Annotated in this window: 9 protein-coding genes; 3 read left to right on the plus strand and 6 right to left on the minus strand. The window is 71.0% G+C overall.

Annotated elements, in window-relative coordinates:
• Positions 1 to 66: 66 nt before the first annotated feature.
• The 6 genes from AB0L53_RS12290 to AB0L53_RS12315 all read right to left on the minus strand — a co-directional run bounded on the left by AB0L53_RS12290 (position 67) and on the right by AB0L53_RS12315 (position 4826).
• The gene (locus AB0L53_RS12290) at positions 67 to 288 is read right to left on the minus strand and encodes a hypothetical protein (protein ID WP_363992976.1); all 222 of its coding nucleotides are present in this window, start codon (positions 286 to 288) and stop codon (positions 67 to 69) included.
• A complete protein-coding gene (locus tag AB0L53_RS12295; protein ID WP_358548539.1) occupies positions 288 to 1208 on the minus strand; it encodes a type II secretion system F family protein in 921 nt (306 codons plus the stop codon). Before AB0L53_RS12295 ends, AB0L53_RS12290 begins: the two co-directional genes overlap by 1 nt.
• 11 nt (positions 1209 to 1219) lie before the next feature.
• Positions 1220 to 2062: a type II secretion system F family protein gene (locus AB0L53_RS12300; RefSeq protein WP_358548541.1), complete on the minus strand. Its 843-nt coding sequence runs from the start codon at positions 2060 to 2062 to the stop codon at positions 1220 to 1222.
• Complete coding sequence (locus AB0L53_RS12305; RefSeq protein WP_363992977.1) at positions 2059 to 3357, minus strand: ATPase, T2SS/T4P/T4SS family; 1299 nt, start codon at positions 3355 to 3357, stop codon at positions 2059 to 2061. The genes AB0L53_RS12300 and AB0L53_RS12305 overlap by 4 nt, the downstream gene beginning before the upstream one ends.
• Before the next feature lie 85 nt (positions 3358 to 3442).
• Positions 3443 to 4159, minus strand: coding sequence for a hypothetical protein (locus AB0L53_RS12310; RefSeq protein ID WP_357948777.1), 717 nt, complete (start codon positions 4157 to 4159; stop codon positions 3443 to 3445).
• 1 nt (position 4160) lies between these two features.
• Positions 4161 to 4826, minus strand: coding sequence for a hypothetical protein (locus AB0L53_RS12315; RefSeq protein WP_363992978.1), 666 nt, complete (start codon positions 4824 to 4826; stop codon positions 4161 to 4163).
• A gap of 453 nt (positions 4827 to 5279) precedes the next feature.
• Here AB0L53_RS12315 and AB0L53_RS12320 point away from each other — a divergent pair, with 453 nt between their 5' ends.
• The 3 genes from AB0L53_RS12320 (at position 5280) to AB0L53_RS12330 (ending at position 13467) form a co-directional block, all read left to right on the plus strand.
• A complete protein-coding gene (locus tag AB0L53_RS12320) occupies positions 5280 to 10661 on the plus strand; it encodes an FtsK/SpoIIIE domain-containing protein (protein ID WP_363992979.1) in 5382 nt (1793 codons plus the stop codon).
• Between the two features lie 636 nt (positions 10662 to 11297).
• Positions 11298 to 11876, plus strand: a complete 579-nt coding sequence (locus AB0L53_RS12325; RefSeq protein WP_363992980.1) for a TetR/AcrR family transcriptional regulator — start codon at positions 11298 to 11300, stop codon at positions 11874 to 11876.
• A 388-nt stretch (positions 11877 to 12264) separates the two neighbouring features.
• A complete protein-coding gene (locus AB0L53_RS12330; RefSeq protein ID WP_363992981.1) occupies positions 12265 to 13467 on the plus strand; it encodes a Cmx/CmrA family chloramphenicol efflux MFS transporter in 1203 nt (400 codons plus the stop codon).
• The last annotated feature ends 78 nt before the right edge of the window (positions 13468 to 13545 follow it).

The raw sequence follows: 13545 nt of genomic DNA on the forward strand, positions 1-13545 counted from the left end.
CTCGGCGGCGCCGCCCCGGAGGCCGGCTTGGTCGCCGAGGTTGCCCGCGCGGGCGCCGGGCACCTGTCACGTGCGCCCGCCGGTCTGGCCGAAGCTGGTTTGGAGGTCGTTCTGCTTCCCCTCGACCAGCTGCTTGATCAGCGTGGCCAGGCCGAGGGCGACGCCCGCGATGATCGCGGAGATGATCACCCACTCGACCGCCGAGGCGCCCCGGCTGGGGGCGGTGCGGGCGCGCTGGATACGCACGCCGAGGTATGCCTGCAGGTAGCTGATCCAGGGATGGTTCATTAGGACCCCAACATCTTCATAGCGGCGGGATAACTGAGAAAGATCACGAAGCCCGCGCAGAGCAGCAGCTGAGCGACGAGCATCGACTGGGAGCGCTCACCGGCGCGGCCCTCGATCTCGGCCAGCTCGCGGCGGCGCAGCGTGGCGGCCCTCGCGGTCAGGGAAGCACGTACCTTGGCGCCGTCGTCGGCGACCAGGCCGAGCGCGGCGGACAGGTCGCGCAGCTCGTCGACGTTGATCTCCTCGCCGAGCTGGCCGAGCGCCTGCCAGGGGGTGATGCCGACGATCCTGGCGCCGGCCAGCGCCTCGCGGATGCGCGACATCGCCCAGTTGGGCTGGTCACCGCTGACCGAGACCGCCATCATCAGCGCCTCGGGCACGCCGCGGCCGCCCGCGAGGTTCATCGAGACCAGGTCGAGGAAGGCGCCGACGACGTGCCGGAAGTCGCGCCGCTTGGCCGCCGCGTCGCGCCGTACCTGAACGTCGGGCAGGAAGAAGAAGACCAGCGACACGAGCACGGCCGACCAGAACGGGATGGTCAGGGATGTGCCCCACTCCATCAGCACCAGCCAGCCGAGCAGCACCGGGAAAGCCAGCAGCCCGGCCGACGCGAGCAGCGCCTTCGTGGCCAGGTAGCCCTCGAACGACCGCCCGACCAGCGCCAGGTCGGCCTTGACCGACCGGACCTCCCACCCCCGCGCGTGATAGAGGCGGGCCAGCCGGACGCCCAGGCCGCGGCGGAAGGCGGAGACCTCCTCGTCGGGCAGGGCGAGCTGGATGCGCGGCGCGTCGGCGTCCTCGCGGACGGCCTCGATCGCCAGCAGCCGCGACACGAGGCCGGGGCGGGCCGGGAACAGCGCCCGGAGCAGCAGGAACAGGCCGAGGCCCAGAACGCAGCCCGCCAGCACACCCTCAACCATGTCGGCCCCTTCTATCCATTGCCGCCTCCTACGAGCAGGCGGGTGGGCTTGTCGAACCGGGCCAGCCGCCGCATCCAGGCGAATCCGGCGCCGAACAGCCCCGCCACTACCGCCAGCACGGCCTGGCCGAGGAGGCCGCGGTATTCGCTGACGTAGGAGGGGTTGAAGACGACGAGCAGCCCGGCGAAGACCAGCGCGGTGATCACCACGATCTGGACGCTGCGCCTGGTGGCCCGGCGTTCGGCCTCGACGCGGCGGCGCATGTCGAGCTCCTCGCGGGCGGACACGGCCAGCGCCCCGAGCACGTCGCGCAGGCCGGGGCCGCGCAGCTTGGAGTTGAGTATCAGCGCGGCCACCACCAGGTCGGCCGAGGGGTCGTCGAGCTCGTCGGCGAAGAGCGCGAGCGCCTCCGGCAGCGCCATGCGGGTGTGCAGGCGGTCGACCAGGGCGCGCAGGTGCGGTTTGAGCGTGGGCGCGGCCGCCCTGATCGACGACGGGATGGCCTGTTCGAGCCCGGCCGCGCCGGCGATCGTGTCACGCAGCGACTCCGTCCAGGCGGCCAGCCCTTCGAGGCGGCGCATCGCGGCTCGTTCCTCGGCGGCGCCGCCCGACAGGCCGCGCCAGGCGAACACCAGCAGCACCGTGCCCACCGCCGCGACCGCCCAGCCGGTCACGACCAGCACCAGGGTGGCGGCCACCGCGGCGATCGCGGTGCGGGTGGTGAGCGTCTTGAGCAGTTCGCGCTTGGGGCGGGCGGGCCGGACGCGCATGCCGTACAGGGAGAGGAAGAACAGGAACAGTCCGCCGCCGACGAGCGCGCCGGCGAGCAGGGCGAGGGGATCGAGGTCGATCACAGCCAGCCTCCGGGGTTGTATCCGTGGGCGGCGAGCTCCTCCAGGCAGGAGACGGGGGCGTGGGGCAGGGCGGCGCCGTCTGGGCCCGGGATGAACACCTCGCTCGACAGGACGCGGCCGTCGCAGCCGTTGACCTCGCGGATGCTGGAGACGTAGCGCCGCAACGTGCCGCCGCGGCTGTAGTCGTTGCGCTTCTCGACGAAGACCACGAAGTCGATCGCGCCCGCGATGAGCATGTGAGTGGCGTCGATCGGCAGCCGCTCGCGGGCCTGCAGGGCGTAGGTGGAGATGCGGTTGAACACCTCCATGCTGGAGTTGGCGTGGATGGTGGACAGGGAGCCGTCGTTGCCCTGGGTCATCGCGTTGAGCATCGTGACGATCTCGTCGCCGAGCACCTCGCCGACGATCACCCGGCTGGGGTTCATCCGGAGCGATCTCCTGACCAGCTCGGCCATGCTGATCTCGCCCTGGCCCTCGGAGTTGGGCAGGCGCTGCTCGAAGGCGACGACGTTGGGGTGGAGCTCGGGGAACTGGTCGAGGCCGAGCTCCAGGGCGCGTTCGACGGTGATCAGGCGCTCGTGCGGCTGGATCTCGTTGGCCAGGGCCCTGAGCAGGGTCGTCTTACCGGCGTTCGTGGAGCCGGCGATCATGATGTTCTTGCGGGCGCCGACCACCGCGCTGAGGAACCTGCCCACCTCCGGGCTCAACGTGCCGTTGCCCACGAGGTCCGACATGAACACCTTGCCCAGACGGGCGCGGCGGATCGAGACGGCCGGCCTGAGCGTGACGTCCATGACGGCGCTCAGCCGCGAGCCGTCGGGCAGGCGCAGGTCGAGCTGCGGGTTGGCGGTGTCGAACGGCCTGCTCGACAGCCCTGAGTAGGCCGCCAGGATCTGGATCAGCTCGATGAGCTCGTCGTCGGACTCGGCGACCGGCTCCCGCATGAGCTCCTGGCCGTCGGCGTAGCTGACGAAGACGCGGTCGCAGCCGTTGATGTCGATGTTCTCGACCTCGGTGTCGTCGAGCAGCGGCTGCAGGCGGCCCACCCCGAACAGCGCGGCGTGGATCCCGGCCGCCAGCGCCTCCTCCTCCTCGACCGTGGGAGGAGTGCGGCCCAGGCCGATCTCGCTGCGCGCGTGCTCCTCCAGGACCTGGGAGATCAGCGCCCTGGCGAACTGGCGCTCGTCTTCTCCGGTCATCGAGACCAGGCCGTTGACCTGGTCGAGGCGGCGCTGGTGGGCCAGGCGGTCGCCGACTTCTTGGCGGAAGCGCTTGACCAGGGAGTGATCGATCACGGGCTGCTCACTTTCGCGAGGACGCGTGTCGTACTCCCGGTTGTACGTAGCGGACCTCTCGCGAGGTTGAATGCCATGCCGAAATTCATAGGTTGCTCACCAGCCGTCCCGCGAGATCGCGCGCCGTGCGGATGAGCAGACAGCGGTCGAGGCGCCCGCCCCACTGGCCGCGCAGCAGCTCAGCGCCCTTGGGGTCGTGCGCGAGACCGTGGACGAACTTGACGCTCGGACCGACGATCCTGCGTACGTCGTCGATCGAGGAACGGTAGTTGCGCGGGTCGGCGATCACGGCCACGCCGTGGGCCTTGGTGATGGACAGGCGTTCGCGCAGGTGGGCGACGTGGTCGAGAGTGGCCCTGGTGAGCAGCACAACCTGCTCGGCCTGCGCCATCAGGTCGCCGAGCTGCGGATGGCCGCCGAGACGGCCGCAGTCGGCGATCACGTCGGCGTTGGGGATGGCGGCCAGCGCCCTGCCCAGCGGACCCCACAGCCAGGTGAGCCCGGCCGCCTGCTCGCCGTGGGTGAGCCCGGCCAGCACGTCGAGGCCACCGACGATCTTCTGGGTGTGCTGGTGGATCTGCGCGGGCTCCAGGCCGCGCCGGGCGGTCGCGGCCAGCGTGAGCAGGCCCTTGCCCGGGTTGAGCACGCCGCCGTCGGCCGCGGGCAGCCGGTAGGCGAGATCGCCGCCCGCGGGGTCGCATTCGGCGAGGAGTACGGGACGCGGCCACACCGCCGCGAGGGCCGTCGCGGCAGTGGTCACACCAGGCGCGCCCTTGTCGGCGGCCAGTACGATCAGCGCCACGTCAACTTACTCCGGGCAGGTCGGCCACGGCGATCTCACCGCTGGAGGCGTATTGGACGATGGTCTTCGCCGCCGGGGCGTCGACGATCACGGTGATCAGGATGGATCCGCCGGCTCTGCCGCCGTCGCTGACGCTCTCGACGAGGGCGCTCTGTGCGAGTACGCGGCTTTCCGCCTGGTCGGTGCGGCCGGGGACGTATACGACCTGGACCCGATGGCTTCTGTCCAGGCCCGCTGGGAACTGTCCCGGTTTCAGGGAGAGGCCCACCTTGGCCTTGCCGGGCACCAGCTCGCTGCTGGCTCTGACGCCCATGTTGTGGGTCAGCAGGGTGCCGGGCACGATCGTGACGGCCGCGAAGCTCTTGACCACCTCGAACCTCTGTGACCAGGAGACGTAGTCGAGGCCGGTGTTGGCGATCTGCACCTCTTCGAGCGCGGCCGGGGTGAACTGCTGGCCGGCGCCGATCTGCTGGGTGACCCTGATCGCCGAGACGCGGTCGCCGCTGCGCAGCACGAGCAGCGTCGTGGCGAGCGCGCCGCCGAGGATCAGGAGCACGGCGAGAGCGGCCAGGGCGGGTTTGCGTTCGCGGGGTGGCACGGGGAGCTTGCGCGAGGCAGGGCCGGACAACCCCGCCGTGTTGACGGCAGGCTTTTCACTGGTCCTCATGGGTGGGGGGCTCCCATTGTGAATTGTCGAATTCACGCCATTATGTGCACCCGCCGGTGGGGGCGGGGCTGGAATGCGAGGAACCATGCTCGTTTCGCAGGTGGCGTGGTGTCAACAAGAAATAATCAATGCCTATTGTTTACAGTGAGTTGACCTGGGTGGTTTTTCGGGATAAGCGCGGCGATGGCGGGACAGAGCAGGGTTTTTTGGCGAACCGAAGGTTGCTGACGTGGAGCGATACCTTGCGTCCCTTTTCTCACACCATTCCCTCCCTTAACACGCGATGGCGGCTGGACCCTAAATGGGCAGCCGAATCAGCTGCTTTCCACAGGCCGTAATTACCGTCCGCGGTTATCCACAGGTCAGCCCATCCATGCCATTGCCGACAACCTCGGGACCTACCCTTTGTTCTGGCGTTACCTTTGCGCCCAGGCCCGATCGAGGAGACGGCACATGCGGATCATGCTCACCGTGCTCGGCGAGCAAGGCGATCGTGACGTTGTGATCGAGGGTGACAACGGCGCCACGGTGGCGAGGGTGAGTGAAGCCCTCAGCGGTCAGGCGCCGCTGGCCGAGGTCGTCCGCCTGCCCAGGGCGCGAGCCCCCTACGGCATGTCGGCGACCGAGCCCGGCGCCCGCCCCTCGGCGCGGCACACCCGGTCCGACGGATCGTCCGAGTCCAGCCGGTTCGACGCCCCCCACTCACCTGACATTCCGGGCGCCCGCGATCCTGATCGGCGTGAGGTCGGCGGCGCGTCCATCCGGGATCGGGGCGACGGGCTTGGCAGGTCGGGCGACGGGTTCGGCCGGGCAGGCGACGGGTTCGGCCGGGCAGGCGATGGGTTCGGCCGGGCGGGCGCCGTGCTCTGGCGCAACGGGCGGCCGCTCGACCCGCGCGCCCTGGCCGGAGCGGTGCTGCGCGACGGCGACAAGGTCACCCTCGACGCCCATCTCGCCCGCGCCACGATCATCGAGGAGCCCGGCGGTGTGGCCGAGGTGCGAGTGGTGGGCGGTCCGGCCGCGGGCGCCGTACACCGCCTGGGCCTGGGTGTGCACGTCATCGGATCCGACCCGATGTGCGCGATAACCGTCGCCGACCCGTCCCTCGCCCCCGAAGCCGCCATCCTGCGCGTAACCCCCGACGCGATCACGGTCGAGCCGGCCCGGCACCGCGCGCCCCAGCAGGCGCAGCGACTCAAGCTCAAGGGCCGGTGGGCCGACGAGGTCGCCGAGCTCACCGCCCGGGTCGCCGAGCGCGAGGCGGCGGAGGCGGAGCCCGTCCACTACGAGCCGCCCGAGCTGGCCGCCCAGACTCTCACCGAAGCTACCGACTGGGCCGAGCACACGCTGCTGACCTGCGGTTCTTCGGTGTTCACGCTGACCGCGATCGAGCCGCAGGACGCGCACCTGGCGCCTCTCCCCGAGGGCGGCGTCGCCTACAACCGGCCGCCGCGGCTGCGCAGGCCAGAGCCCGAGCGCACCTTCGAACGCCCCCTGGAGCCCAGCCGTGCAGAGGGGATGCGCCTGCAGTTGCTGGCCGCGCTCCTGCCCGCGGTGATGGGCGTCACGCTGGCCTACGTCATGCGCCAGCCCTACTACCTGCTCATCGCCCTGATGACCCCCCTCATCATGATCGGGCAGTGGTGGAGCGACCGCCGCCACGGCAAGAAGCAGCACCGGAAGGCCGCCAAGAAATACAAAGAGCGCCTGGAGGCGTACGAACTGGCGGTCGAGCAGGCCAGGGCCGAGGACGAGCTGATCCGCCGATCCGACGCGCCCGACCCGGCGCAGGTGCTGCTCACCGCCACCGGCCCGCGCCGGCGGCTGTGGGAGCGCCGCATCCACGATCCCGACGCGCTGCGACTCAGGGTCGGGCTGGCCGACCTGCCGGCCAACCTGGAGCTGTCCGAGGAGAAGGGCGGCGCGATCTCCCCGCCGGTCTGCCGGTCCGTGCCGGTGGCCCTGGCCATGCGCAGGCTCGGCGTGGCGGGCGTCACCGGCCCGCGCGACACCGCGACCGGCCTGGCCGGCTGGCTGATCGGCCAGTCGGCGACCCTGCACAGCCCCCGTGACCTGGCCATCGTGGTCCTGTCCGCGCACGCCGACGGCGAGCGCCGCTGGGGCTGGGTCCGCTGGCTGCCGCACTGTGCCCCGCGCGGCGGCGAGGACTGCGTGGCCCTGGTCGGCACCGACCCGGAGTCCGCCGCCCACCGTGTCGCCGAACTGGCCGCCCTCATCGACGAACGCCAGAACACCGCCATCCCCGAACTCGGCAAGATCCCCACCGGCTGGGACGACCTGGGCGGCCCGGAGACCCCGGCTCTGACCTCCTATGACGTACGCCCCTACGACGTCCTGGTCGTGCTCGACGGCGCCCAGGTCCTGCGTGGCCTGCCCGGCATGCCGCAGATCCTGCGCCAGGGCCCCCGCTCGGGCGTCTTCACCCTCGCCATCGACGACGACCAGCGCCTGCTCCCCGAGGAGTGCGCCACCGTCGCCGCGTGCGCCGCCGACGGTCAGGTGCGCCTCCTCGGCGGCGGCCTGGAGGTCATCGGCCCGGTTCTGGCCGACCTGGTCTCACCGTCGTGGTGCGACCGCGTGGCCAGGGCGCTCGGCCCGATCCGCGACGTGAGCAGGGACGACCCGGCCGGCCACCTCCCCGAGGCGGTCCGCCTCCTCGACCTCCTGCGCCTGCCCGCCCCTTCCGGCCACGACCTCGCCACCCGCTGGCACGGCCACGGCTCCACGAAGGCGGTCATCGGCATCGGCCCCGACGGCCCGTTCTCGGTCGACCTGCGGGTGGACGGTCCGCACGGCCTGATCGCCGGCACCACGGGCGCGGGCAAGTCGGAGCTGCTGCAGACGCTCATCTGCTCGCTGGCGGTGGCCAACCGGCCGGACCAGCTGACGTTCGTGCTGGTCGACTACAAGGGCGGGGCCGCGTTCAAGGAGTGCGTACGGCTGCCGCACACGGTCGGCATGGTCAGCGACCTCGACGGGCACCTGACGCAGCGGGCTCTCGACTCCCTGGCCGCCGAGATCCGGCGCCGCGAACGCCTGCTGCTGGCCGCGGGCGCCAAGGACATCGACGACTACACCGGCGAGCCGCTGCCCAGGCTCGTGCTGATCATCGACGAGTTCGCCGCCCTGGTGGCCGAACTGCCCGACTTCGTCAACGGCCTGGTCGACATCGCCCGCAGGGGCCGTTCGCTCGGCATCCACCTGATCCTGGCCACCCAGCGGCCGGCGGGCGTGGTCACGGCCGACATCCAGGCCAACACCTCGCTGCGGATCGCGCTGCGGGTCACCGAGCCCGCCGAATCCTCCGACGTCATCGACCTACCGGACGCGGCGCACATCTCCAAGTCGACGCCTGGCCGGTGCTACGTGAAGTCAGGGGTGGGGGCGGCGGCGGCCGTACAGACGGCCCGGGTGGGCGGGCGCAGCCCAGTGGCAAGCGCCTCGCTCAGAGCCGACCCGACGGGCGCGGGCGCGACACTCGGCCCAGGCGCGATGCTCGGCCCGGGTTCGACCCTCGGTCCGGGCCGCGTGGCGGGCGCGGGCGGCGGTCTGACGGGCGGCGGTAGCTTGGCGGGCGCGGGCGGCCCGGCAGGCGGCTTGGCGGGCGCGGGCGGTCAACTGCGGGTGGTCGACGTGGACTGGCGGTCCTTGGGCAGGGCGCTGCCGCCGCTCCCGGAGCCGCCGGAGGGGTCGACGATCACCGACCTCACCGTCCTCGCCGACGCGCTCATCGAGGCCGCGCGCCTGACCGGCGTACCGGAGCAACCAAGCCCTTGGCTGGAGCCGCTGCCCCCGGCCGTGACCCTCGACGAGGTCACCGCTTCCTTGACGACTGGGCCGCTGAAAAAGTCCACCGGATCGGGGACATTCGCCGAAGTCGGTCCGCTGGCCTTCGGGGTGATCGATCGGCCCTGGGCGCAGGATCGGCGCCCGCTCGCGCTGGACCTGGCCCAGGGCGGCCACCTGCTCATCGCGGGAGCGGCCCGCAGCGGCAGATCCACCGCGCTACGGACGATCGCGGGCGCCATCGCCGCACAAGCCTCCCCTGCCGATGTCCACCTGCACGCCATCGACTGCGGATCGGGCGCACTGCTCCCGCTGATGGCCATGCCGCACTGTGGCGCGGTCGTCACCCGCGACCAACTCGACCGCGTCGAACGTCTGCTGTCCCGCCTCCGCGCCGAGGTGGGCCGCCGCCAGCAACTGCTCGCCGAGGCCGGACACGCCTCACTGGCCGAATACCGCCAGGCGGGCCACCGCCTCCCCTGGCTGGTGCTCATGGTCGACCGCTGGGAGGGCTACGTGGCGGCCTTCGAGGGCTACGACTATGGCCGCCTTACGGAGGCGCTCCTGCAACTCCTCAGGGAGGGTCCGGCGGTGGGGCTGCGGGCGGTGGTGACGGGTGACCGTTCGTGCCTGCTCGGCCAGGTCTCCACGGTCTTCGACGACCGCCTCCTCCTCCGTCTGGCGGACCCGGCCGACTACGGGCTGGCCGGGCTGCCGATGAAGGGTCTGCCCGCGTCGATGCCCGCCGGCCGCGCCCTCTCGATCGGCGAACACGGCATCATCGAAAGCCAGATCGCCCTCCTGACCCACGACCCGTCGGGCCCAGCCCAGGTAGCCGCCCTCCAGTCCCTCGCCCGCGCCGCGGCCCCGCTCCGCAGCGTCCCGACGTACGCGTCCACGGCTTCACCCGGGAGAGCCACCCCCCAGCCCAGCGCGACCGCCTCTACGACATCTGCGACAAACCTCCACGAAGCCCTGGTGGGCGCCCCAGACGGCGCGTCGAGGGGGATGTCGGGCAGCGCGAGCTCCCCACACGGCGATCTCCCGGACGGCGTCCCGAGCAGCTTGTCAGGCGGTGCAACGGGCAACGCGGGCGCGTCAGCTGGCAACGTCGCGGGCGGCGCCTCAGGTGACGCGCCAAGCGGCACCTCGGGCGGCACCTCAGGTGGCACGCCAGGTGACACTTCGGGCGACAACATTCCGGGTGGCATGGCAAGCGGCGCCTCAGGCAGAACGTCGGGTGGCGGCTTCCGGGGCGATCTGCCAGAGGGGGCGGGCGGAAGGGGTCGGTCGACTCGGCTGGGACGCGGCGCGTGGCTCTGGGAGGGAGAGCCGCCGCTTCGGGTCGACGCGCTTCCCATGCGTATCACCGCCGGCCAGGCCATGGACCTGGAACCGAACTTCACCCATCCATCGCCACTGTGGGCCCTGATCGGCGCAGGCGGCGACGCCCTGGCTCCGATGGGCCTGGACCTCCTCGCCCACGGCCCCGGCGCCGTCGTCGCCGGACCGGCCCGCTCCGGTCGCTCCTCGGTGCTGGTCACGGCCGCCAGATCGCTCATCTCGTACGGCACGCCGGTCATCGCCATCGCTCCCCGGCGTAGCCCGCTACGTACGCTGGAGGGCGCCCTCGCCATCCTCGGCGGCGACGGAGCGGGCCTGCAGGAACTACTCGCCGACCGCGACCGCTACGTGGTGATCGTGGACGACGCCGAGCTGATCAACCCGGACTCCCCCCTAGGGACGGTCCTGGAAGAAGTCCTCCGATCAGGCCGAGACGGAGACCACGGCCTCATCATCGCGGGCGCGACAGGCGACCTGGCGACGGCCTACCGCGGCTTCGTCGCCGAGACCCGCAAGTCGCGCACCGGCGTACTCCTGTCGGTGCAGAGCCCGGCCGACGGCGACCTGTTCACGGTCCGCCTACCGCGCGGCGCCGTCGGAGGCCCACCGGGACGCGGCCTGCTGATCACCATGGGCAACACAACCCCCATCCAAGCGGCCATCTCGGACACCGGCCCGCCGTAGAGCCAGGCGGACCGGACCTCGACCCGCCATAGAACCAGACGGACCGGACCTCGGCGGTCCGGCAGGGCATCGCCTCCACCGAGGTCCTGCCGCGTCACTTCACTGGTGCGACCACCCACCTCGGCCCGCTCGGCGATGCGTGAGGTCGGCTGCGCCCAGCGGACCATTTTCTGGCTCGCCGGCTGCGAGATCGAGAACTTCAGCACGAGACCGATCGCTACCCGGACGAGGCGCGCATCGGCCTGTCCATCGTCCGCGAGATCTACTGTGCGGTTGGAGAGAAGTCTCGGATACCACCGGAGTGGCAGTTCGACGTGCTGACCACCTTCGGAAACCCGCTCGCTCCAATCCGCTTCAGCCCCGGTCCACGAAGAACAAGTGGGCCCGGTCCATCCGGCGTGCCCGGCCAGGGAGCGGCCGTACCCCAGTCCAGCTCGAAACGACCAGGAGACCTCCGCCCGCATCTCCGCCGAAGCCGATCCTCTCCGGCGCCGCCGCTCCCGCCATCCCCAACGAACACCACCCCCGCTCACGTGAAGTCCAGGAGGGCCCGCAGAGCTACATTGCGTCCGGCCGCGACGACCGGCGCGCAGGCCATATTGCACTGATCTGTCCAAAACGTGCTACCGTCGCGGTATGGCGCGACCGAGGGAGTTTGAGGAGGAGCGGGCGATCGAGGCGGCCATGCGGGCATTCTGGAGCGCGGGCTACGAAGGAACCTCGACCCAGGACCTGTGTGAGGCCACCGGGCTGGGGCGGAGCAGCATCTACAACACGTTCAAGAGCAAGCATGATCTGTTCGACAAGGCCCTGCGGCACTACATGGACAGCAAGACCGCCTGGCTGATGGAACTGCTCGAAGGCGATCTTCCGGTTCGGGAGAAGGTGCGGACTCTGTTGTGGCAGGCCGTCGATGTTGAGACTGGCGATCCGGTCGGGTGTCTGGTGGTCAACTCGCTGGTGGAGTTGGCGCCGCGAGATCCGGAGGTGGCCGAGCAGCTTCGGCGGGACGGCGAGCGGCGGCTGGCGGCGCTTCGGGCGGCGTTTGAGCTCGGGCAGAGCCGGGGCGAGTTGCAAGCCGGTAAGGATCCGGTCGCGCTGGCGCATTTCGTGGTCGCGGCGATCAGTGGCATGCGGGTGATGGCGCGCGGGGGTTCGGATCGGGGGGCGCTGGAGTCGGTCGCGAAGACCACGCTCGATGCGCTGCTTCTCTGACTTCCCGGGCACAGCACCACGTGAGCAGCTGACGCCCCAGACACGCACCACACGCTTCCCTGACGCCCCACACACGATCACACGCTTCTCCGGCACCCCAGACACGCACCACGCGAGCAGTTGACGCCCCGGACACGCACCATGCAAGCGCCTGGAGCAGCCGCGCGTGAGCAGCCCGACGTGGCCTCACGCGCGCGAGCAGCGCGGGCAGCCTGGCGCGGCCTCACGCGGGAGGCCCAACGCGAACGGCCCGATGCGGCGCCACGCGGGCGGGCTGGCGCGGCTGCGCGTGAGCAGGCCGGACAGGGGTCCACCGCTCCAGACGAGCACGCGTCCTTTCGCGTCTCTTGATTTTGCACTGTTCTATCCAAAACTAGGAGGAGTTCCCATGCCGTTGGCCGTGTACATCCTTGGGTTGTCGATATTCGCCCAGGGCACTTCCGAGCTCTTGCTCGCCGGGCTGTTGCCCGAAATGGCGGCTGACCTGGGGGTGTCCGTCCCCCAGGCGGGGTTGCTGATCTCCGGGTTCGCGCTCGGGATGCTGGTGGGGTCGCCGGTGCTGGCCGTGGTGACCTTGCGCTGGCCGCGTCGTACGGCGTTGCTGACGTTTCTGGCGATCTTTGCCCTTACGCATGTCGTAGGGGCGGTGACCCCGAGCTATGGAGTGCTGTTCGGCACGCGGGTGGTGGGAGCGTTCGTGTACGCGGGTTTCTGGGCGGTGGCCGCGGTGACAGCCGTGGGGCTCGTTCCGGAAGGGGCGCGGGGCAAGGCCATGAGCATCGTGGCGGGCGGACTTACCGTGGCCACCATCGTGGGGCTGCCCGCGGGGACGGTCATCGGGCAGCAGTTCGGATGGCGGGCGGCGTTCTGGGCGGTCACGGTGCTGTCGGGCCTGGCGGCGATCGGAGTGATGGCCACCATTCCCGGCGGGCGGCCCGAGCCGGGGAGCGTGCCGCAACTGGGGCAGGAGCTGCGGAACATGCTCAACTCGCGGCTCTGGCTCTCATACGGGACGACGGCGCTGGCGACCGGCGCGGTGCTGGTCACGTTCAGCTATCTCGGCGCGATGCTCATCGACACCACCGGACTGGCGGCGGGGTGGGTTCCTGCGGTGCTGGCGTTGTACGGGGTGGGGTCGCTGATCGGCATCGGCCTGGGTGGGCGTCATGCTGACGCGCGGCCCTTTACGACGTTGTACGTGGGTGTAGCGGGAGTTGTTGTTATCTCGGCAGGTTTGGGAGTGTTCGCCGGGATGCCGGGGGTGGCCATCGGGCTGATCTTCCTGCTGGGGGCGTTCGGGTTTTCCACGAATCCGGCCCTGAACACGCGGGTGTTCACCGTGGGCAAGAATGCTCCGACGCTGGCCGCCGCCACCAACTTCTCGGCGTTCAACGTCGGGATCACCGTGGGGCCGTGGGTGGGCGGCCTGGCGATCGGGGCGGGGTTCGGGTATCCGGTGGTGGCCTGGATCGGGGCCGGGCTTGGGGTCGCCGCGCTCGGGACCGTGGGGTTGTCCGCTGTACTGGACAAGAGGCTGATGCGTACGAGTGCCCTCGCCGCCCCCGAAGCTGTCAGCCGATCCGGTCGCTGACGACGACGCTCCCTCCCCGCAGTCTCGCCACGGCTCTGCGGCGCCGAGCTTCCAGGAGCGCGACGCGCCGATGGCGAG

The organism is Nonomuraea sp. NPDC052129 (assembly GCF_040680095.1).
GTDB lineage: Bacteria > Actinomycetota > Actinomycetes > Streptosporangiales > Streptosporangiaceae > Nonomuraea.